The organism is Octadecabacter arcticus 238 (assembly GCF_000155735.2).
In the GTDB taxonomy this organism is placed as follows: domain Bacteria; phylum Pseudomonadota; class Alphaproteobacteria; order Rhodobacterales; family Rhodobacteraceae; genus Octadecabacter; species Octadecabacter arcticus.
On sequence record NC_020908.1, the window covers coordinates 4,943,632 to 4,964,273 of the forward strand.

Consider the following 20,642-nt stretch of genomic DNA (forward strand, 5'->3'; position numbering starts at 1 on the left):
GATAGGGGATTTGTCGCAACCCAGTATAAAATGTGCCCCGCGTACAAGCTTAATTCGTATAATAGTAGTTATGTTAAATAAAGTAGAGTCACTGACCTTTTTTCGGAGGTTTGCGTCAATCCACTTTGACATCACCTCACGATCTCGGAAACATTCCTGCGGCACTTCACGCCGTTTCATTCGCGCAATCGGCTCAGCAAAACCAACCTGCTTTGATGTTGGATAGTTTGAAAATGGCTCAATTCGCATTAGCTATGCACTCCCCAATGATATAGAACAAAAAGTGAACTCAGGAGGCGCGCATGGACCATCACGACTATCTGGCCTGGCTATCTGAGATTGATGATCTGTCCTCGTACCAGCGGATCGCAACGGTTCGGTTGCTGGCTGGTCAGCCGTCGCTGGAAGCCGTGATCGGACTGTTGGAGGAGCGGATCGGGACGGCACGAAACTGTCCGCATTGTGCGGCGGGCGGGGCTGTGATCCGAGGCCGCTCTAACGGGCTGAAGCGGTATTTTTGCAAGATCTGCAGCAAAACCTTCAACGCCCTAACTGGGACGCCGTTAGCTCGGCTGCGACACAAAGATTGCTGGACGGAATTTGCTGGGTCATTAAGCGATGGCGACACGGTGAAGACCTCGGCGGCCCGCTGCGGGGTGGCCAGCAGCACGGCTTTTCGCTGGCGTCACCGCTTCCTGCGGGCTGTGACGGCTGGCGCGATCAAACTGCGCGGTATCGTCGAGGCCGATGAGACATTTGTCTTGAGCAGTCGTAAAGGCGAACGGAACCTCGATCGCAAGGCCCGCAGGCGCGGCGGCAAGGCGTCCAAACGGGGGGTATCGCATGAGCAAGTTCCAGTTTTGGTGGCCGCCGACCGCTCCGGCGCGACCGTCAGCGCCATATTGCCGGCGGTGTCTGCCGCTCATTTGCAAGCGGTTTTGCAGCCAGTTCTTGATCAGGACGCCCTGCTGGTCACTGACGGCTGCACCAGTTATCCGCCCTGCGCCGCCGCGATGGGCATCAGCCATGAGGCGCTCAACCAAACCGCTGGCGAGCGCGTCCGGGGAGAACTGCACATCCAGACCGTCAACTGCCGCCATGAGCGGCTCAAGTCCTTCCTTCGTCGCCACCAAGTATCTCGACAGCTATCTCAGATGGTTTCATCTCGCAGTGCTTCCAAGGCAGCCAACACCACGCGCAGTCCTCGCCGCAGCAGCAGGGATCCTGCCGGTTAGACCATGTGCATAGCTAATGCAAATTGAGCCTTGCAAAATGGACGGCAATGGGGCCGAGGCCGCGCTCGACAGCTTCACCCGCCAGATGAGACGACTACCCGCTGCTTTGCGCAAGAGCATGACTTACGACCGCGGCTCCGACCCTCTCATGGTTTGCGAGCAAACCACTGCCGGGCAGTGGATGGCCTGCCACCCCGAACTGGCCAGACGGTTGAAGATCGATATCTGGTTCTGCGATCCGCATGCGCCTTGGCAGCGTGGCAGCAACGAGAACACCAACGGACTGCTGCGTCAGTACATGCCCAAAGGAACTGACCTGAACGGTGCAAGCCAAACATGGCTGAACGACGTTGCAAACCTGATGAACAACCGTCCGAGAAAAACCCTCGGATGGAGAACACCCGCTGAAGCCATGGCCGACGAAATCGCGGCCTTCAAATCAACCGTTGCACTTGATGTTTGAATCCAGGCAGTATGTGCAACAACGCCATCAACAACCCTCAAACACCAGATTTGACAATAACTCTTTCGCCGCGCTTAGTTGGCATAGTTTTTGCCTAAGTTTAACGACATTGCTAAATAAATATATACTCCCGCGCCTGAATTGACCTGAGGTTTTCCCCTCAAATCACTTTGTATTCCTTGAGCGATATGACGCGGAAGTTGTCGGTGACGGTGTCGCGGAACTCTGGCCATTTTTCTGGCAGGGTCTTGCGGAAGAAGTCGAAAATGGCCTCTGTGAATTGGTTGAACGTTGCATAGTGCCGATTGTGGGTGACCCATTTGTGCATAACACCCCAAAGACGCTCGATCGGGTTGAGGTGCGGGGCATATGCTGTTAAGAAATGCAACTTCACCCGACGTTCTGGGCTGTCCAGCCATGGCTGTAGTATCTTGGCATGATGATAGCGGGCATTGTCGACAAAGACGTGGATGGCCGTCTTGGTTTGGTTGTTGCGTTCCAACTTTTCCAGCATCTGTCGGGTTGTCTGGGCATTGATCTTCTCGCCTTCCACAAAGGTGAACTGGAAAGTCTCAAGGTCAAGCGCGCCCTGAATGTTGAGCCGCTTGCGCCCTGATGTCGCCTTCAGGGCCGTCTTTTGTCCCTTGGGGAACCAACCATGGGCGGGGCGGCTCTGGTGTTCGGGGTGGACAGCGTCCGAAAAGACAACCATCTCATCTGCGGCCAACCCGTTCATCAGGGCCTCATATTTGGCAATAAACGCAGCCTGCTTGGCTTCATCGGCCTGTGCAGGCAGCAATTGTGGTTTCTTATACGCGAACCCCAGGCGGCGCATCAGCTTGGCGGCTCCCGACGTGCTGTAGTTTTGGTCGCACTCGGCTAGAACATAGGCACAGACCTCATCGGCATTGCGGGCAGGCTGCGCGGTGAAATGGGCTCTCACCGCCTGCTCTTGCACGACGGACAAATGACCCTGACGCTGGCTGTAGTCCTTCAGACCGAAAAACGATAGTCCCGCACCGGCAAAGGCTAATCGCCACTCCGTCAAAACTGTCGGGCCAATATCCAAAATCCGGCAAACCGTTCCGGCGTCTTCTCCTGCGTCCAAAAGAAGAAACGCGCGCGCCCGTTTCCAAACAAGGGCGTCAACTTTGCGGCGGCGGCAAAGCGCTTCAAGTGCTATGCGCTGCTCGTCGGATAAGGAGACTGTTTTGTATTGCTTGCTCATAAACTCAAAATACAGACTGAACCGCCTTTGGCCATGCGACGAAGTGAATCGCAGGCCCAAAATCGTTAGGTCAATTCAGGCGCAGGAGTATAGATAAACTATCTTTTGGATTGTAGCTTTGATTTATAATATCCAATTCGATAGAACATTAGCCGCCAGTAAGCTGGTGGTTCCGAGAGTAACTGCTTGGCTTTTTTCTTTGAAGAAGTATTCAAAGTTGGGGTCTATGGTTGGCATGGTTTTGCCTTTAATGGCCCAGGCTGAAGGCGCTCCATTGGTATCGTTGGATAGTATTAGCGGTGTAGCTAAAGTTGAACAACTCATGGATGGCTCGGCGCGTGTGACATTGATGAATGGTCAAGAGCTTTTGGTCAGTGCCGAAGATCTCAACAGTATGGCGGATGGTGCCTTGGGGGTGTCGCAGGCGACCGCAGAGTTTATTTCCGAAGTTGTTGTGCAAATTGGTGCTGGCGACATCACCTTATACGAGGCGGTTGGCGCTGTTCTTGTGGTTTTTGGTGCCGACGCTGGACTGGCTGGCTCCTCAACGACGGCCGTCAAAAATGAAACTACTTTGATCAGCGGTACATCGGCGGGGAATGTGACCGAGGATACGGGCGCGACCCTGACTGTGGGCGGTACGCTGAGCGTGACGGACGCCGATACGGGCGAAGCACTGTTCGGAACGTGTCAACGACTTTGAGACAGTGGCTTTTGGACTTTAGGCTTGGGTTTCTTCGGTTGGTTTTGGTGGGTTGATCCAGACGGCGGTCGGGATTTGAGGCGGTTTTGGTGGTTTGTGTACGAAGCGTTCGGGCGTGGCGAGGAATGCCGCGTCTAGTGTTGCTTGTCGCGCGGTGTAGATTTCTTGGGCCTGCCCAAAATGGATTTGGTCGGGCGTCATCAGACCAATCCCGGCGTTATGATGGTCTTGGTTATACCATGCAAAGAACCTGCGGCAGAATGCGCGAGCCTGCTCGATGGTTTCAAAGTTCTTGGGGAACTCTGGCTGATATTTCAGTGTTTTGAAGTGGGCTTCGGAGAACGGGTTGTCGTTTGAGGTGTGGGGCCGACTGTGGGACTTGAGCACACCAAGATCAACCAGCATCAGGGCTGTCGTCTTTGCCTTCATGGGCCCACCGCGATCTGCATGCAATGTCAGCTGATCGCGTGGAACCTCGTGTTTTTCCATCGCGTCGATGAACAGCTCTTTGAACTGGCTGGCGCTCTCCGCGTGCTCGACGCGCCAGCCAACAACGTGGCGGCTGAAGATGTCGAGGATGACATAGAGATAGAAGTAGGACCATTTCACCGGGCCCCTCAGCTTGGTGATGTCCCAAGACCAGACCTGATTGGGGGCTTCAGCTAGAAGTTCAGGCTTTTGATAGACGGGATGTGTGCGCTGTCGGCGGCGTTCGCCAACTTCGCCCTGCGCGGCCAATATCCGATACATCGTGCGGATTGAACACAGATAGGTGCCTTCATCCAGCAAGGTGGCAAAGACCTCTGTGGGCGTCTGATCCGCAAAGCGGGGTTCGCGCAGGTGGTGCAATACCTGGTCTCTTTCCCTTTCCGGCAGAGCCCGCGAAGACGCTGCGCGCGGTGGGCGTGTGCGTGGTGGTGCCGTCAGCGCCGCACGCTGTCGAAGAACGCTCGCGTGCGATAATGATAGCGCGGCGCAGACAGCCGAGGTCAAGCCGCTGCCGGTGGGCAATGCAATCGCGACGGCCATCATGATTTGCCGCTGCGCTCTTGCGTCTGCTCCATCTCGTCCAGAAGTCCCGCCACTTTTTTTTGGATGGCAATGATGGCTTCCGCCTGATCCAGACGGCGCCGCAAGGCTGTCACCTCACGGTTGGCCTTGGCCAGCTCAGCTTGCAATGGATTGGCAGGTGCCTTTTGTGGGCCACGGCGCATTGGCTGCAATGCACCCAATGTGCCGGCCGCCCGCGCACGGCGCCAATCGGTCAGTGCAGAGGAATAAAGCCCCTCCCGCCGTAGAATGGCGGAAACCCCGCCAGTGTCTGCCACTTGGTCCGTCTCATCCAGAATGCGCAGTTTGTATTTGGCTGTGAAGTTGCGTCGCTTCGGGATGCTCGTCAGTTCCGCTGTGGGAGCCAACGGCGCATTAACAACGCGGGGAGGCGACGTCGGGGCCAAAACGGCTCCAGATCCAGCATCTGGCGAAAGTGGTGATTGTGAAGGCATAACCATGGGTTCGTTCTCCTACGCCCTCAAGTGTAAACTTTAGCCAGTCAATTGTCTCACGCTTATTGGCACGGAGGGGCGGGTCTCGCGCTGTTCAGCCCGCTAAGCTCTCTGCTAGCGAGGGGCAGCTAGTCTAATGGATACGTCTGCTCTCTTATAACCTGTCTTTCTACTCTTACAGGACCATTAAAGACTCAACAGCTTTAGCTATATTTAAAGCACCTCAGTGGAACTAAACTTTAGCTTGAATACTAGGAGTTATACATATGCCACCATCATTGTTAGCACCAAAAACTGAAACCCAAGTTAACACCTCTATGACAAGTACTCAGTATTCCGTTCAGATCACCGCGCTGAGCGATTGCGGCTGGGTGATCAACGTTGTGTTTCCCAACCGCTACGCCAGATAAGCTCAGCCTTTCTCTGTGAAGTTGCTGAATGCCCTTCGCGGGATTGAGTCCGCTGGCAGTCAAGCCCAGCATCATGAGTCTTTTTCAAGTGTCTGGTTGAGTTGAGATCGAATTTGACCAGATGGTCGAAATGGACCTGTCCTATACGGCGTTACGCAGCCTTTTGCTCCATCTGTTTTTGATCCTTCAAACCTTCGGTGCGGTTACTCCCGGCCGCGGCGCTTACTAATCCAAATCATCCTAAGAAAGGAACCCAAAACATGACACATAATCTCCCAGCTGTTTCCCATGTTTCATCTCGTTCTGTATCTTTGATCGGCTCATCTGAGGCTTTTAAAAGAGGTCTGGCTGCATATAATGCAAAGAACTATGCTAATGCCCTGACTGAGTGGAAGACGATTGCTGAACAGGGCAATGCTTCCGCACAATACAATCTTGGCCTTATGTACGACACGGGCGAAGTCGTTCCTCTAGACTATGCTGAAGCTATGAATTGGTACCGCCTAGCCGCTCAACAGGGGCATGCAAAAGCCCAGAGCAATTTTGGCCTTATGTACCACAAAGGTAAGGGCGTCCTTCAAGACTTTTCGGAAGCTATGAAGTGGTATCGTCGCGCTGCTGAACACGGTGGGTCTAAAGCCCTTTATAATCTTGGCCTTATGTACGACAACGGAGAAGCTGTTTCTCAAGACTATGTTAAAGCTGTGAAGTGGTACCGTCTGGCGGCTGAGAAGGGGCACGCTCTTGCCCAATACAATCTTGGTTACATGTACAAGAATGGCGAAGGCGTTCCTCAAGACTATGCTGAAACTGTGAAGTGGTTCCGTTTGGCTGCTGAACAAGGGGATTCTGATGCCCAGAACAATCTGGGTGCCATGTACGACACAGGTGAAGGCGTTCCTCAAGACTATGCTGAAGCTGCCAAGTGGTACCAATTGGCTGCTGAACAAGGGGATGCTGATGCCCAGTTGAATCTGGGCACCATATACGCACTTGGCCATGGTATTCCCCAAAACTTTATCAGGGCACACATGTGGTTCAATGTTGCTGCGATTAAAGGGGAGCCCGATGGGGTTAAGGGTAGAGATGCAGCAGCCAAACAAATGACCTCTGTTGATATTTCCAAAGCACAAACCAAGGCCCGCGAATGGACCTTGTTGCACGGACCCAGTTTGGTTTGATACGGAGTTGTTCAGTTATTTTAGGATGCTGTAGATGCCACACAAGTTCAACGGCGATCGTCGTGACAAGGTTCCAAAGCAAAAGCATCGGTTCCCTCCGTGCCAATAAGGGTGAGACAATTGACTGGCTAAAGTTTACACTTGAGGGCGTAGGAGAACGAACCCATGGTTATGCCTTCACAATCACCACTTTCGCCAGATGCTGGATCTGGAGCCGTTTTGGCCCCGACGTCGCCTCCCCGCGTTGTTAATGCGCCGTTGGCTCCCACAGCGGAACTGACGAGCATCCCGAAGCGACGCAACTTCACAGCCAAATACAAACTGCGCATTCTGGATGAGACGGACCAAGTGGCAGACACTGGCGGGGTTTCCGCCATTCTACGGCGGGAGGGGCTTTATTCCTCTGCACTGACCGATTGGCGCCGTGCGCGGGCGGCCGGCACATTGGGTGCATTGCAGCCAATGCGCCGTGGCCCACAAAAGGCACCTGCCAATCCATTGCAAGCTGAGCTGGCCAAGGCCAACCGTGAGGTGACAGCCTTGCGGCGCCGTCTGGATCAGGCGGAAGCCATCATTGCCATCCAAAAAAAAGTGGCGGGACTTCTGGACGAGATGGAGCAGACGCAAGAGCGCAGCGGCAAATCATGATGGCCGTCGCGATTGCATTGCCCACCGGCAGCGGCTTGACCTCGGCTGTCTGCGCCGCGCTATCATTATCGCGCGCGAGCGTTCTTCGACAGCGTGCGGCGCTGACGGCACCACCACGCACACGCCCACCGCGCGCAGCGTCTTCGCGGGCTCTGCCGGAAAGGGAAAGAGACCAGGTATTGCACCACCTGCGCGAACCCCGCTTTGCGGATCAGACGCCCACAGAGGTCTTTGCCACCTTGCTGGATGAAGGCACCTATCTGTGTTCAATCCGCACGATGTATCGGATATTGGCCGCGCAGGGCGAAGTTGGCGAACGCCGCCGACAGCGCACACATCCCGTCTATCAAAAGCCTGAACTTCTAGCTGAAGCCCCCAATCAGGTCTGGTCTTGGGACATCACCAAGCTGAGGGGCCCGGTGAAATGGTCCTACTTCTATCTCTATGTCATCCTCGACATCTTCAGCCGCCGCGTTGTTGGCTGGCGCGTCGAGCACGCGGAGAGCGGGTTCTGTCGCAAGTTTTGTTGGAGTTTGAGTGCGGACATCGGCTGGACATAATTATGCTGCGAGCTCCGCAAACTGCTGAAACGCGGTGAGGCCGTTGGCATGGAGCTGCCCTTTTCGGATCATGTGCGCGGTCTCGATCCCAGCCAAGGTCGCCTCGGCAGAATGGAAGGCCTTGAAGCCAAGCATCGGGGCCGTGATCCGCTTTACGAAGCGATGGTCCTGTTCAATGATGTTGTCGAGGTATTTGACCTGCAGGATCTTGATGGTGTTGCCTGAGCCCGTGAACTTCAGGATCACATTGATGTTTTGCAGACCCGCCAGATTGGCGCCGCTCTTGTCGATGACGACACGGTCAGGCACGCCATTCGTGCCAATCGCGCGCTTGAAAAACCGACGGGCCGCAGCCTTGTCGCGACGCTCAGACAGCATGAAATCAAGGGTTTCTTCCAGTGTTGTCGACCGCCCGGTAATAGTAGGTCCATTTGCCTTTAACCTTGATGTAGGTTTCGTCCATGCGCCAAGATTTGGCGGTTGGCTTCTTGCGGGACTGCGCTTGTATCGCCATCAGCGGCCCAAACTTAACCACCCAACGGTTCAAGGTTGCATGGTCAACTTCAGCCCCACGCTCCTCCATGAATTTCTGAGTTATTGTCAAATCTGGTGTTTGAGTATTGTTGGTCATGCGGTGATCTGGTCGGGGTTTGTGGTTTCGATTCCGTCTTTGAACGTGACGCCTGTGATGACTTTTGCGAGGTAGTCAAAGCCGCGTAGCTTCCTCCAATTTTGCTCAGCACATTGCCCCAGTTTGAACATCATGTGCAGCATGCCATCGCGTGACAGGCAGCCCTTTGAACGCTTGGTACGATGCCGGATCGTCGCGAAGGCCGATTCAATTGGATTGCTAGTGCGGATGCTTTGCCAATGCTGCGCCGGGAAGTCGAAGAATGCCATGAGTTCCTCACGATCTTTTTGCAGGCATAGTGTGGCCTTGGGATATTTGGGTTCGTAGGTTTTGATGAACAGATCGAACGCCTTTTCTGCATCGACTTTGGTCTCGGCCTGCCAGATGTCGTGCAGCGCGGCCTTGGCTTTTGGCTGAGACAGCTTGGGTAAACAATTGAGCACGTTCATCGTTTTGTGTTGCCAACAGCGTTGATGGCGGGTCTCAGGATAGACTTCGTCCATGGCCGCCCAAAACCCCATGGCACCGTCCCCGATGGCCAGTTTGGGCGCATTCATGCCTCAGCTTTTGAGGTTAAGCAGAACCTCGCGCCAGCTCTGCGTGGACTCGCGCACCCCATCCTCAATTGCCAGAAATCGCTTCTTGCCACGGGCAGTTACCCCAATAATAACAAGGGCACAGAGCTTGTCATCCTCGCCCCGAAGGCCGCTGTGAACGCCGTCGGCCCAGATATGGACGATGGGCTCGTCATCTAACTCAGCGCCTTTCCAAGCCTCGTATTCATTGGCCCAATCGCGTTTTAAACGCGAAACCGTATTAGCCGACAAGCCAACGGCATCTGGGCCCAGAAGAACCTTGAGGGCGGGAGCCATCTCGCCGCTGGAGATCCCTTTGAGGTAAAGCCATGGCAAGGCCGCTTCCAGCGTCTTCGTGCGGCGCACATAGGGCGGCACCAGGGCAGACCGGAATGTCACCGGTGTGCCGTCCTTGGACCGAACCTTTGGAATGCGCACGCTCACAGGGCCAATGCCCGTTTGAAACGGGCGGGCCGGATGATGTCCATTACGCACGACTGCCGCGTGACCGGCATCGGTGCGTAAGCCGGTAAATTGCGCCAAATAACTGACAAGCTCAGCCTCAACTGCTGTCGCGATCAATTGTTGTGCTCCCGTTTTCAGCAACTCCGTCAACGCGTCCGTCATCTCGTCTCGACGCGCAAAATCAACAATGTTAGTAGTTCCCATGGTGGTGTATCTCCTTTGGTTGGGCTGCTGTCTTCCAACAACAATTCAACCAGATACGCCGCCAACCTTCAAACCACTCAAACACCAGATTCAGTCATAGCTCATAGGAACTCCATATCGCACATAGAAATAAACCGCGTACAGGATTACGCTCTTAGGATAATGGGCTCCCTTGAAATCAACCGACATCCGATACACCCTGTTGCTTGCTTGTTTGAGAACCATGTCGCAAAATTAGCCAACAAACGAAAGATCCCAAAAGTTTGCGACAGAACCTGTCAGAGCAACTGGAAAATTGGTGCCTGATCGCAGATCAGTCACACATGCTCTATCTGAAAAAGTTCGCAAAATCCCTAAGAAAACATTGTGTGGGCATATGCAACTACGCGAAACACAAGCTGACAAGCGCCAGGATAGAGGCTGGTAATGTCAGTATAGGAATGATCCGCAAACGAGCCAGGGGCATCAGGGATACCGAATACTTCAAACTCAAAATTAGACAATCATCCATCCCAGATAATCAATCTATGTTCTATTTGAAATCCTAGAATAACTCTACAAAGCGGAGAAGAGCCAGCTTCTTTTAGGTCTCGTTGCGCTCGCGGTTGCATGGGCATCGAAAACCGCCACAAAGCTTATTGGAGGCGGGAAAATGAAGCGGAAAAAACACGGATATTTTGCAAAGTCATTCTTTCGAATTTGCTTCGATCAGCTCCGTAAACTGCTCAGGTCAGACCCAAACGCCGATGTCTCACCGTGGCTACTAATACCACCCATAATCACAAGAGTCGTGTAGTATGGACCACAACAGAAAATTCGTGCGCCCAATGGCCAGGGAGTCTCACATCAAAACTGACAAAAACCCGTTATCGGCTGGGGTGCTTGGGAGTTACAAAAACTATACGAATGGCTGGTTATTTTACGAAAAAAGTGTTTTTTCATAACTCAGTCATATGTAAGGCTAACTTTATTAGATTAACGGAAGAAATAAATGAAAATTTTGATCGCAGACGACCACGATATGTTAAGGGATATTCTGGTTCAGTTTCTAGAAAATGAAGGTGGATTTCAAACAGTTGGAGTTCGCACCTTTGATGAGGCTGCCGTGCGGATCAAAGCGGATGATCCTTACGATCTGATTTTACTTGATTATAATATGCACGGCATGAACGGGCTCGATGGGCTTAAGGCCGCTATTGCATTTGGCGAGGGGCATCGTGTTGCGTTGATGTCAGGTGAAGCAAACAAACAAATTGCCGAAGACGCGCTAGAGGCTGGTGCGGCGGGGTTCATTCCGAAGTCCCTTCCTGCGAAGTCACTGATTAACGCCATTAAATTTATGGCGATGGGCGAGCAATACGCGCCAATTGATTTCATGACAGCCATTAAGGAGACGCTACACAACCCCCTCGTGGACAAGCTGACTGAACGTGAATTGCAAATGCTGAAGGGGCTAACCGAAGGCAAGTCCAACAAGCAAATTGCACGTGATCTGGAAATTCGGGAACCAACGGTCAAACTGCACATGAAAACTTTATACCGCAAAATGGGCGTGGAGAACCGCACACAAGCGGCCATGATCGCTAGTGAAGCCGGCTTGTTTTAGAGCCACCTGTCACATCCCGTGAGGTAGTAAGGGTTTTCTTAAACAGTTCTGGTATAAGTTTGTGCCAGAGCCGTGTTGCATGGATATGGCGAAGTCCGAGATTTTCCTTACCCATAACTCAGGTCATGCAACAGCCTCGTACTTGGCACGGGCCGAGCCCGTTCATTTTGTTGAGAATGTTTGTCCCAATCCTGGCTTCAGTTTTTTGGTTTGGAAAGTTCCGAGCGTTCAGTTTGGGGCCGATGACCATCTTCCAGCGGCCTATTTGTGCTTCGCCTCGGCTCCGGTGATTGTAGCCGCTGCTAACTTGCCATGCTAGGCGCCCCTTGTCTCGAATCTCCGCGATGTGTTTATCTCGGGGCGTTGGATCACGGGCAGAATCGAGGCTGAGAACGGCCGTGATCGGAGGCGGGATTACAATCTCTATCGCAATCTCACGGGCGGATTCACATCCTCTTCTCAGTGGTTATATGGGCAATCAAATTGGCAAGCCTCGGACGCTTTTGAGCGAAGCGCGCCGTCAATCACTGTGCCGCAGGAACAAACCTTCGAGCTACGAAGTGGTTCGGAACCTTTGGATCAATTATTGGATCTGATTGCGTCAGTGGAGGCGGGTCCATCTGGTTATGATGCGATCCATATGTCGGCGACGCGTCTGCCCTCTGCTCCGCCAACGCAGCTCACCTTGCGACAGATTTATGAGTGGATTGATCAGACGCCCGGACAGCATCACGCCATCGGTCGCTATCAGTTCATCCCGAGCACGCTGGCGCGTTTGGTGGAGGCCGAAGGTATATCATTGGATCAGGAATTCACGCCACAGGTTCAGCGCCAGCTAGCGGCCCATCTTGTGTTTGAAGCTGACTACCAAGAGTTCCTAAATGGTCGCACCGATGCTGACACATTCATGGATAACCTTGCTCGGATCTGGGCTGGTCTTCCGCTGCGCAATGGCAACTCTGCTTACCACAATTATGCTGGCAATCGCGCAACCATCACCCGAGCAACCTTCAGTGGGGTCGTAGAGGCGACATACGGGCCGTAGAGCGCGATGTTGAAATTTTTGAAGGGTACGTCGTCGAGCAGTACAAAACGCTCTCAGAGTGAGTGGATTGATGTTCAAGCCAAGAAGCGGGCCTCGACCCCTGTCGTTGTGCCCTAATTAGTCAGATTCTACGGCTTGAGGGGCGCGGGGCATTTTGGGCGTTTATGGCACCCTTAATTGTAAACAACTCGCTGGTCTTATTCACAGGCACTCAAGCCGAACTTGGCCTTTTTTACTTTCCACAAACGGGATTAAAGCCACCGGCTTCCAGCCGGTCCGCTTTAGCGTAATGTACTATAATCTTCCCTCTCATTTTTAAGACCCCGCGAAGCGGTAAGGGTCTTAAAAATGAGAGGGAAGATTATGATCTATTCCACAGGAAGCCATACCAAGTTTTATCACCGATTTCACTCCGTCTGGACAACAAAATACCGATACAAAGTTATGCGCGGTGAGATGCGTGAGCGTATCCGTGAAATCATTATCCAAACATGCCAAGAACTTGGCGTGCATATTGAGAAGGGCGTATTGTCGACCGATCACGTCCACATGTTCATATCGGTCCCGCCTCAGATAGCATTGTCAAAGGTGATGATGCGGATCAAGGGACGCTCGTCTTATAAGATACAGCGCGAGTTTCCCGAACTGCGCAAACGGTACTGGGGCCAGCGGTTTTGGGCTCGCGGATTTTTCTCAACAACCAGCGGCAATGTCACTGACGCTGTCATACTTCAGTATCTTGAATTACATTCAAAAAGGGAACCTACCGGCGTCAGCCGGTAGTCGTTCAGTTTTACGACAGCTAGTTAGCTAAGCAAATCCAATGGGCCCTAGGCTCCCAGTCCCAAGCTATCCAAAAAATCAGTCCGTATGGCCATTAAGGGCACAGTACGGTAAATAAGGGTACAATTTAGCTTTGAAAACGAACGATAATTTTCTCTTGAATCTGGTTAATTAGGGCACCACGACATCCGGGCTAGCAATCTGACGGGCCAACAGGTCAATTGAAAGGGTCACAACTCGGCGGTGATATGAACTAACTGCCACCGGATGCTTTGCGAGCACCGCCGGATAGTGACACAGACTCGGTAGCTAAGCGGTGGGAAATCATCCGCAAACCAGACCGTCTCAAAACACCTGAGCTCCAATGTGTGGTCATAGGTTCATGATTGGTTCAGCTGGTCCTCTAAGGCGTCAATCGAAGCAAGAATATTGTCGAAAGACGGAGCTTCACCGAAGATCATAGCTTCTGTATTTTTGTAGTCGCCGATCAATCGTGCTGCCATGTTCTCGGACGGTGCGAGTGTGAAAGTTCCAGGCTTTGCAGTGTCGAGATTAAAATCAGGACGGTTAAAGAATGTCTTCGCGTGGGCCACACAATCATTGCCAAGTTCAAGGTCAACCATAGCAGCCTTGCCCGTCTCGGTCTCCAACATGCAATGCAGATCGTAATAGTGGCGCAGAAACCCCTCCGTGCCAATAAGCGTGAGACAATTGACTGGCTAAAGTTTACACTTGAGGGCGTAGGAGAACGAACCCATGGTTATGCCTTCACAATCACCACTTTCGCCAGATGCTGGATCTGGAGCCGTTTTGGCCCCGACGTCGCCTCCCCGCGTTGTTAATGCGCCGTTGGCTCCCACAGCGGAACTGACGAGCATCCCGAAGCGACGCAACTTCACAGCCAAATACAAACTGCGCATTCTGGATGAGACGGACCAAGTGGCAGACACTGGCGGGGTTTCCGCCATTCTACGGCGGGAGGGGCTTTATTCCTCTGCACTGACCGATTGGCGCCGTGCGCGGGCGGCCGGCACATTGGGTGCATTGCAGCCAATGCGCCGTGGCCCACAAAAGGCACCTGCCAATCCATTGCAAGCTGAGCTGGCCAAGGCCAACCGTGAGGTGACAGCCTTGCGGCGCCGTCTGGATCAGGCGGAAGCCATCATTGCCATCCAAAAAAAAGTGGTGGGACTTCTGGACGAGATGGAGCAGACGCAAGAGCGCAGCGGCAAATCATGATGGCCGTCGCGATTGCATTGCCCACCGGCAGCGGCTTGACCTCGGCTGTCTGCGCCGCGCTATCATTATCGCGCGCGAGCGTTCTTCGACAGCGTGCGGCGCTGACGGCACCACCACGCACACGCCCACCGCGCGCAGCGTCTTCGCGGGCTCTGCCGGAAAGGGAAAGAGACCAGGTATTGCACCACCTGCGCGAACCCCGCTTTGCGGATCAGACGCCCACAGAGGTCTTTGCCACCTTGCTGGATGAAGGCACCTATCTGTGTTCAATCCGCACGATGTATCGGATATTGGCCGCGCAGGGCGAAGTTGGCGAACGCCGCCGACAGAGCACACATCCCGTCTATCAAAAGCCTGAACTTCTAGCTGAAGCCCCCAATCAGGTCTGGTCTTGGGACATCACCAAGCTGAGGGGCCCGGTGAAATGGTCCTACTTCTATCTCTATGTCATCCTCGACATCTTCAGCCGCCGCGTTGTTGGCTGGCGCGTCGAGCACGCGGAGAGCGCCAGCCAGTTCAAAGAGCTGTTCATCGACGCGATGGAAAAACACGAGGTTCCACGCGATCAGCTGACATTGCATGCAGATCGCGGTGGGCCCATGAAGGCAAAGACGACAGCCCTGATGCTGGTTGATCTTGGTGTGCTCAAGTTCCACAGTCGGCCCCACACCTCAAACGACAACCCGTTCTCCGAAGCCCACTTCAAAACACTGAAATATCAGCCAGAGTTCCCCAAGAACTTTGAAACCATCGAGCAGGCTCGCGCATTCTGCCGCAGGTTCTTTGCATGGTATAACCAAGACCATCATCACGCCGGGATTGGTCTGATGACGCCCGACCAAATCCATTTTGGGCAGGCCCAAGAAATCTACACCGCGCGACAAGCAACACTAGACGCGGCATTCCTCGCCACGCCCGAACGCTTCGTACACAAACCACCAAAACCGCCTCAAATCCCGACCGCCGTCTGGATCAACCCACCAAAACCAACCGAAGAAACCCAAGCCTAAAGTCCAAAAGCCACTGTCTCAAAGTCGTTGACACGTTCCGTGCGCTGTCCGTCCTGCTTTAACTCGCCACGTGTATCGAACCAATTCCGCAGCCCGTGCAAGATGACAACCTTGTCCCAAAACGTGCGCTCAGCATCGATTGCTCGAACGTCTGGGACATCCAAATCGATGCCGTCCAAATCATCCGAGATGTAGGGTCGGATCAACTGCGGGCTGTTGGGATCAAGGGCTGATTTCGCACCAGATTCAATTTTGACTGCTGCTTGAACATATCCGATGTCGGACTCATCCACCCGCGGGTACCAGACGAGAAGCGTCTGTCGCGTGCCATCATCAGGATCAATTTCGATCCTACCTTTGCCTTTGGTGTCTTCGGCAATGATCTGAGTAAGTGCCTCGAGAAGTGGGCCGGTGATGTAAGCTTGGCAGTCGTTCTGGATCGCCTCGATCGCTGCTTTGCGCTTTTTGCCAGAGAGTGCTGCCAACGCTTCTGGCGTCGCCGCATGACCAAGGTCGTCATGAAACACGGTCACGTCGATGTCTTCAGAAAACCTATCAATCAGACCGTATGCTTTTGACAGGGACGTACCGCCTTTGAATGAAAGTCTGGGGCCACCGGCGGGGAGGCGATGATAGAGCGCATTGAGAGTCCAGCACACCCAGAAGTCTTTCTCGATATTGATCAGCGGAGCGCCAAGCCGGTTTGCCGTTGAAAGAAAAAGATCAGATCGATCCGCGATGCTGGCCGAAATAATCGTCCGGAAGCCCTCTGTGCTCATCCCTGATCTCCCTCAGCCGTCTCAAACAGTGGCTGGCGCAAAATGTCCTGCATCCAGATTGGCATGGCCGACAGACCTGCCTTCAAATCACTTGCGAGGCGCGGACCCGTTTTCTTATCGGCAAGCATGCGTCGCACAGTTTTGCGAACCGCGTCACTTTCGACGTCATTCGACATAACATCATGGAGCCAGTGCAAAGCCTGAACCAGATACATGCCAGGTCGCCCGGCCCAGTAAAGCCGGCTTGGGGCCGCATGTTTGAAAACAATTTTTTGATTGCCCAAGGTGACGGGTTTTAGCCGTGCATCGACCAGCACTTCGATTTTGGCCGGCACCGCGTTGGTGAGACCAAGCGTGTTTGCAGCAGTCATCCCATCGATCAACCAGCGGACTTGGTCACGGCGGGCAATCGCGTCGATGACGGACCTATAGTCTGGTACGGTAGATTTGCCTGTAAGCGCGTTTTGGACCGGTTTGTCGTAAAACCCTCGCTCAATGCGCCGCAGTTGACCGGACGTGACCATGCGTTGCAGCGCTTTGTCGATGGCATCGCGACCGCCGATGTCGGCAAAATCGGCCGGGGTCCACACCTGGCGCGGCGCATCATTTATGCGCGCGCGGAGGCGATCTGGCAATGTTTTGGTTTGAGCAGCATCTGTCATGTCCGAAATATACCACAAGTTTCGGACAAATGCGAGTCCGAAGAACACTACATATTTCGGACATGAATACTAAACCAGACAATCTCGGCACCGCATCCAGAAAACGCGCCAAGCACATTCTTTAGTTTTCCCAGAAATTCAGCGCTCATGACGCTGAAAATGACCATTTACTGAAGAGAAAGCAGCCAGACCGCCGAAGCGGTCTGGCTTGTTAATTAAGCGGCGTCTTTCGGACCCCAAGGAATGATGGCCTGCAGGGTCATGTCGTCCTGGCTTGCAGCTTTGCCGAGATTGGCGTTGAAGGCGTGATCGCGGACCGTCAGGGTGAAGTAATCAGAGCCTGTGTCTTTGTTCTGTTTCTTCCAGATGCCACCACATTCGACCAGCTTGCCGCGAGGGGAGCGGCCAAGGACACGATGCATAGGTGCCATGGGGTTGCTGCTGGCAACAGGTTCGACCGTGATGTCGAGGTCGAAGGTCAGGGTTGAAATTGAGCCGATGCTTTTTGCAGTTTCGATATCTTGGGTTCCTTAGCATAAAGGTACGAAACCCGACATAGCGTTTGCGGTATGACATTGGATTGACTGGGTTTTTCTTGTTTTTACATCCCCCATTTTTGCACTGATTTTATGCTGCCTTTTTCGGGGGCAGTATTCTGAGGGTATCTTTGAGCTTTTCTTCAGAGAAATCATATTCCCCGAGCATGTTAACCCGCATTCCCCAAGTAACTCGACGTTTTCGCGCCTCTGATTGCCAGTAATGTGTTTTATTTCAGCATGTTAATTGGGCCGGAGTTTGCGGATTATGGATCACCCAGAGGGTGCAGGCAAAACGGGTGATGGGCGGCTTGGTTTTGACCGCGGGTGCGGCTGAAATTTCTTGGCACGCAGCTCAGTTCCGATGGCGGTTTGCTGGTGATGCGCGAGTTGGATGACGTGCTCGGATTGTCTAATCTTGCGTCGGGTGCGCTCAATAACAACCGCCGGGGCAAGAAAACCGTTCACCGGCTCGGGGGGATTTTTCGACAATCGGTCTATGGTCTGCTTGCGGGCTACGAGGACGTCAACGACGCAGACCGACTGGCCCTTGATCCGGTCATGCGCCAGGTTGTCGGTGGCCGTGCAGTCGAGGTGCAGGCAGCATCGGCCTCGCAGATGGGACGGTTCGAGACCGAGACATAATCCTATGTCGCATTACGTACCTTTATGCTGATAGACTCTGTCCGCTGCTCTTCACGCTAGTGGATGATTTGACCTCATAAAGGTTGATCGTGCCATCATCCATTATCACGTATCACGTCTGCTTTGGCATAGAGACCGCGTTGGGTTTAGAAGATTTACTGGAATGAATAGAAGGTTACATTTGGTTGATTTTTATAAGTTTTTGGACGTAAGCCTCGACTTAATACCCTTCAAATATCAGTTTTTTCATATAATTGGAAAACTAGCGGTGCGGATATTTGTCGGGTTTGTGCTTCAAAAGCCAAAGCGACATTGGGCAGTTCAGGTGGTGTATGAAGTCAGTCTTAGAAATCTGCATATTTGCCCAATCACACCGTTGAGATGCCCTTCAATTCACCAACTATAGGCTGAGTGAAGACCACTTTAAGTGCTAACTATATGACGTTTTTAGCTGTGTCGCACTGGCCATATCCAAACACGCAATCAGAGGCTGAGGTCAGTGCCGTTGTGCAGACTCAAGAATGTCGTTGGTGTCCAGTTTCAAAGCTGAGTTCCAAAGCGGTGTCTTGAAGTATTGGCTCCCACCTATTCGTTGATGCTCTGCTTCAACTTCGACAAGTAGCCCAGCCCAACACAACGGCTCCAACACGCAATGACTAAACGCACCAAGTTCCCGCCAGCCAGATAGATCGTCAGGGGCCACACCGTATAACACCTCGTATAGTTGCTTGATGCTGCCTCCGTCTTCGACTTCGATGTTGAGCACGTTCAGCCAAACATCCCAGTTGCCCACTGGACCATCCTTTAAGCGGGAATATGCGGCGTGATCGATCTCAAGCAGAAAGAACGGGATAACTGCTGTAAACAGTGCAGCAGGTGACTTGAGCAGTGCAGTGCCACGCTTTGTTATGCGGAACTCGCCCTTGTAGTGCCGCGCCAGTTTCATTTGCACCAAGATAAAATGCAGCAGTTCAAGTGGAGGGAAGTCATACTCGTTCAAGACCTTGTTCATTATGAACAGTTCGTCATGGCTCATACCGGGCCAATCGAAGTGTTCAGCGGCCCATTTGACAAACGCACGTTTGAACGCACTCGTCTTGGTTAAGCCAATCGGGCCATGATCTTGTGTGTATTGCAGGGTCAATTGCGCCACTCGCAACAAAGGCGAGTACGACAATTCGGGATGATCATCTGCTAGGTCTTGAAAATAGCTCATGCCACAACCTGACACGCAAGCCAGAGCCCTGCCAACCCTAACATGCTTACATGTTGAGTGGTTCTTATGGCGCACTGTCAGAGCAAAATCGGTTGAGGCGGGCAGGGTGAGCAATTAGCGTCGCGGGATGACAAAACGCAGCCCTTTTCGCCACTTCAAGACGCGCCCATAGACCATGCGTCTGGCCGTGATGATGTATGTCCGTTTCCCGTTATCGCTCAGGAATGTCGAGGATCTGTTGCACGAGCGCGGCATCGACATCAGCTGTGAGACGGTTCGATTTTGGTGGAACAGATTTGGCCCGCTGTTTGCCGCTGAGATCCGCAAGAAAAGGGTCAGCTAGATGCGCGCATATTCAAATTGGCAGTGGCACCTGGACGAGGCGTTCGTGAACATCGACGGCAAGACGCTCTACCTTTGGCGGGCTGTGGATCACGAAGGGGAAGTCCTGGAAAGCTTTGTCACAAAGCGCCATGATCGCAAGGCAGCATTGAAATTTCTCAGGAAAACAATGAAGCGCTTTGGTCGAACATATGTCATCGTGACCGACAAGTTACGTTCCTTCGGCGCGGCGATGAAGGTCATTGGCAACGCAGACAAACAGGAAACTGGGCGCTGGCTGAATAACCGAGCTGATAATTCCCACCAGCCTTTTCGACGAAGAGAGCGAGCCATGCTGCGCTTCCGCCGAACGCGAAGTTTGCAAAACTTCGTCTCCGTCCACGCCTCAGTTCACAACCATTTCAACCAAGAGCGCCATCTCTACAACCGATCAAATTTTAAGCTGAACCGCGCCGCCGCTCTTACCGGGTGGCGCGGCCTCTGCGCAGACTAAGAGATTGAGGTTACTGGAAAAATGAGACTGGTTAGCTTTTGTCTGACAGCACCCCCAGGCTGCCAAAATGAGTTGAGAGACCGGAACGTAAGCGCGACAAGACCATGAGCGCGAAACCCGCCGGCAAGAAAGTTCCTCTGACACTGTCTCGAAATATCATCGGCCTCAATCCTCAACCGTCTCGCCAAGGATCAAGCGCGATCAGTGAACTTTTAATAACATCAACGAACCCGTCAGTCATCGGATAAAGTGAAACTTGTGCGCCTGCAAACATATCAATCCTCCTTGCTAAGCTGGCATTATCCAGATCAGCTTTGAGGGCCCGTGTGCTTGTCGCCCACATCTCAGCCGCAGCAGTATGCGACACCTCTGTGGTATCATCATTTTATGCAATTCGCGCCCCCAGTACGCAAGCCGGTTCGCGAACTACTTTCCTTAGATTGCTGAATGCGCGTATCCACATACTGGTTTAGTTTCT

The 20,642-nt window shown here is 53.1% G+C and carries 16 protein-coding genes and 8 pseudogenes; 13 read left to right on the forward strand and 11 right to left on the reverse strand.

Features of this window, described 5'->3' with window-relative positions:
- The first annotated feature begins 302 nt into the window (after window positions 1-302).
- Window positions 303-1,235 carry an IS1595 family transposase gene (locus tag OA238_RS25535; protein ID WP_015497412.1) on the forward strand — a complete coding sequence of 311 codons (933 nt, stop codon included), beginning with the start codon at window positions 303-305 and terminating at the stop codon, window positions 1,233-1,235.
- 34 nt (window positions 1,236-1,269) lie between these two features.
- Window positions 1,270-1,698: pseudogene (locus tag OA238_RS25540) on the forward strand (IS30 family transposase); the annotation flags it as partial.
- A 160-nt stretch (window positions 1,699-1,858) separates the two neighbouring features.
- Here the strand turns inward: OA238_RS25540 and OA238_RS25545 are convergent.
- The gene (locus OA238_RS25545; RefSeq protein ID WP_015497414.1) at window positions 1,859-2,926 is read right to left on the reverse strand and encodes an IS630 family transposase; all 1,068 of its coding nucleotides are present in this window, start codon (window positions 2,924-2,926) and stop codon (window positions 1,859-1,861) included.
- A 118-nt stretch (window positions 2,927-3,044) separates the two neighbouring features.
- On the opposite strand from OA238_RS25545, the gene OA238_RS25550 reads away from it, so the two are divergent.
- Window positions 3,045-3,629 carry a hypothetical protein gene (locus OA238_RS25550; RefSeq protein WP_144055987.1) on the forward strand — a complete coding sequence of 195 codons (585 nt, stop codon included), beginning with the start codon at window positions 3,045-3,047 and terminating at the stop codon, window positions 3,627-3,629.
- A gap of 18 nt (window positions 3,630-3,647) precedes the next feature.
- On the opposite strand, the gene OA238_RS25555 is transcribed toward OA238_RS25550, so the two are convergent.
- Window positions 3,648-5,140 (reverse strand): IS3 family transposase gene (locus tag OA238_RS25555; protein WP_085982789.1). Its coding sequence is split into 2 segments (ribosomal slippage): window positions 3,648-4,690 and window positions 4,690-5,140, totalling 1,494 coding nucleotides; the frame shifts between segments, so codons are not numbered across the junction.
- Between the two features lie 664 nt (window positions 5,141-5,804).
- On the opposite strand from OA238_RS25555, the gene OA238_RS25565 reads away from it, so the two are divergent.
- The 3 genes from OA238_RS25565 (at window position 5,805) to OA238_RS35340 (ending at window position 7,933) form a co-directional block, all read left to right on the forward strand.
- On the forward strand, window positions 5,805-6,725 hold the full coding sequence (locus tag OA238_RS25565) for a tetratricopeptide repeat protein (RefSeq protein ID WP_015497417.1): 921 nt from the start codon (window positions 5,805-5,807) through the stop codon (window positions 6,723-6,725).
- 165 nt (window positions 6,726-6,890) lie between these two features.
- Window positions 6,891-7,373: a transposase gene (locus OA238_RS35335; protein ID WP_015493572.1), complete on the forward strand. Its 483-nt coding sequence runs from the start codon at window positions 6,891-6,893 to the stop codon at window positions 7,371-7,373.
- Entirely contained in the window at window positions 7,370-7,933 is a 564-nt protein-coding gene (locus tag OA238_RS35340; protein ID WP_044037653.1) for a DDE-type integrase/transposase/recombinase, read from the forward strand. Before OA238_RS35335 ends, OA238_RS35340 begins: the two co-directional genes overlap by 4 nt.
- On the opposite strand, the pseudogene OA238_RS25580 reads toward OA238_RS35340, so the two are convergent.
- From OA238_RS25580 to OA238_RS32245, 3 pseudogenes are all read right to left on the reverse strand, one after another.
- Window positions 7,934-8,513, reverse strand: a pseudogene (locus OA238_RS25580) (IS6 family transposase); the annotation flags it as partial.
- 47 nt (window positions 8,514-8,560) lie between these two features.
- Window positions 8,561-9,808 (reverse strand): annotated as a pseudogene (locus OA238_RS30970) (IS256-like element ISOan6 family transposase).
- Window positions 9,809-9,916: 108 nt separating this feature from the next.
- Window positions 9,917-9,997, reverse strand: a pseudogene (locus OA238_RS32245) (IS6 family transposase); the annotation flags it as partial.
- 80 nt (window positions 9,998-10,077) lie between these two features.
- On the opposite strand from OA238_RS32245, the pseudogene OA238_RS25595 reads away from it, so the two are divergent.
- Both OA238_RS25595 and OA238_RS25600 read left to right on the forward strand, forming a co-directional pair.
- Window positions 10,078-10,356, forward strand: a pseudogene (locus OA238_RS25595) (transposase); the annotation flags it as partial.
- Between the two features lie 443 nt (window positions 10,357-10,799).
- Window positions 10,800-11,414: a LuxR C-terminal-related transcriptional regulator gene (locus tag OA238_RS25600; protein WP_015497418.1), complete on the forward strand. Its 615-nt coding sequence runs from the start codon at window positions 10,800-10,802 to the stop codon at window positions 11,412-11,414.
- Between the two features lie 123 nt (window positions 11,415-11,537).
- Here the strand turns inward: OA238_RS25600 and OA238_RS34830 are convergent.
- A pseudogene (locus tag OA238_RS34830) lies at window positions 11,538-11,844 on the reverse strand (IS5 family transposase); the annotation flags it as partial.
- A 210-nt stretch (window positions 11,845-12,054) separates the two neighbouring features.
- Between OA238_RS34830 and OA238_RS34300 the strand changes: the two are divergent.
- Together OA238_RS34300 and tnpA are read left to right on the forward strand one after the other, a co-directional pair.
- A complete protein-coding gene (locus OA238_RS34300; RefSeq protein WP_015497419.1) occupies window positions 12,055-12,459 on the forward strand; it encodes a lysozyme family protein in 405 nt (134 codons plus the stop codon).
- Between the two features lie 363 nt (window positions 12,460-12,822).
- Complete coding sequence (gene tnpA / locus OA238_RS25610) at window positions 12,823-13,242, forward strand: IS200/IS605 family transposase (protein WP_015497420.1); 420 nt, start codon at window positions 12,823-12,825, stop codon at window positions 13,240-13,242.
- A 380-nt stretch (window positions 13,243-13,622) separates the two neighbouring features.
- Here tnpA and OA238_RS25615 read toward each other — a convergent pair whose 3' ends face one another.
- Entirely contained in the window at window positions 13,623-13,940 is a 318-nt protein-coding gene (locus OA238_RS25615; protein ID WP_476703817.1) for a nucleotidyl transferase AbiEii/AbiGii toxin family protein, read from the reverse strand.
- Between the two features lie 58 nt (window positions 13,941-13,998).
- Here OA238_RS25615 and OA238_RS25625 point away from each other — a divergent pair.
- Window positions 13,999-15,491, forward strand: a protein-coding gene (locus OA238_RS25625; protein ID WP_085982790.1) for an IS3 family transposase whose coding sequence is annotated in 2 segments (ribosomal slippage) — window positions 13,999-14,449 and window positions 14,449-15,491 — 1,494 coding nt in all. Because the reading frame shifts where the segments join, the coding sequence is not laid out codon by codon here.
- Here the strand turns inward: OA238_RS25625 and OA238_RS25630 are convergent.
- The 3 genes from OA238_RS25630 to OA238_RS25640 form a co-directional block, all read right to left on the reverse strand.
- Entirely contained in the window at window positions 15,488-16,270 is a 783-nt protein-coding gene (locus OA238_RS25630; RefSeq protein WP_245581401.1) for a nucleotidyl transferase AbiEii/AbiGii toxin family protein, read from the reverse strand. The genes OA238_RS25625 and OA238_RS25630 overlap by 4 nt on opposite strands.
- Window positions 16,267-16,932, reverse strand: a complete 666-nt coding sequence (locus OA238_RS25635; protein ID WP_015497422.1) for a DUF6088 family protein — start codon at window positions 16,930-16,932, stop codon at window positions 16,267-16,269. The genes OA238_RS25630 and OA238_RS25635 overlap by 4 nt, the downstream gene beginning before the upstream one ends.
- Window positions 16,933-17,147: 215 nt before the next feature.
- Window positions 17,148-17,450, reverse strand: coding sequence for a DUF736 family protein (locus OA238_RS25640; RefSeq protein WP_051076605.1), 303 nt, complete (start codon window positions 17,448-17,450; stop codon window positions 17,148-17,150).
- Window positions 17,451-17,736: 286 nt separating this feature from the next.
- Between OA238_RS25640 and OA238_RS25645 the strand changes: the two are divergent.
- Window positions 17,737-18,110, forward strand: a pseudogene (locus tag OA238_RS25645) (transposase); the annotation flags it as partial.
- Between the two features lie 499 nt (window positions 18,111-18,609).
- Here OA238_RS25645 and OA238_RS25650 read toward each other — a convergent pair.
- Window positions 18,610-19,329 carry a hypothetical protein gene (locus OA238_RS25650; protein ID WP_015497425.1) on the reverse strand — a complete coding sequence of 240 codons (720 nt, stop codon included), beginning with the start codon at window positions 19,327-19,329 and terminating at the stop codon, window positions 18,610-18,612.
- A 175-nt stretch (window positions 19,330-19,504) separates the two neighbouring features.
- On the opposite strand from OA238_RS25650, the pseudogene OA238_RS25655 reads away from it, so the two are divergent.
- Window positions 19,505-20,164, forward strand: a pseudogene (locus OA238_RS25655) (IS6 family transposase).
- Window positions 20,165-20,642 lie beyond the last annotated feature (478 nt).

Coding starts and splice junctions, on each gene's coding strand:
- OA238_RS25535 (WP_015497412.1), top strand. CDS start 303: ATGGACCATCACGACTATCTGGCCTGGCTATCTGAGATTGATGATCTG.
- OA238_RS25545 (WP_015497414.1), bottom strand. CDS start 2,926: ATGAGCAAGCAATACAAAACAGTCTCCTTATCCGACGAGCAGCGCATA.
- OA238_RS25565 (WP_015497417.1), top strand. CDS start 5,805: ATGACACATAATCTCCCAGCTGTTTCCCATGTTTCATCTCGTTCTGTA.
- OA238_RS35335 (WP_015493572.1), top strand. CDS start 6,891: ATGGTTATGCCTTCACAATCACCACTTTCGCCAGATGCTGGATCTGGA.
- OA238_RS35340 (WP_044037653.1), top strand. CDS start 7,370: ATGATGGCCGTCGCGATTGCATTGCCCACCGGCAGCGGCTTGACCTCG.
- OA238_RS25600 (WP_015497418.1), top strand. CDS start 10,800: ATGAAAATTTTGATCGCAGACGACCACGATATGTTAAGGGATATTCTG.
- OA238_RS34300 (WP_015497419.1), top strand. CDS start 12,055: ATGTCGGCGACGCGTCTGCCCTCTGCTCCGCCAACGCAGCTCACCTTG.
- tnpA (WP_015497420.1), top strand. CDS start 12,823: ATGATCTATTCCACAGGAAGCCATACCAAGTTTTATCACCGATTTCAC.
- OA238_RS25630 (WP_245581401.1), bottom strand. CDS start 16,270: ATGAGCACAGAGGGCTTCCGGACGATTATTTCGGCCAGCATCGCGGAT.
- OA238_RS25635 (WP_015497422.1), bottom strand. CDS start 16,932: ATGACAGATGCTGCTCAAACCAAAACATTGCCAGATCGCCTCCGCGCG.
- OA238_RS25650 (WP_015497425.1), bottom strand. CDS start 19,329: ATGAGCTATTTTCAAGACCTAGCAGATGATCATCCCGAATTGTCGTAC.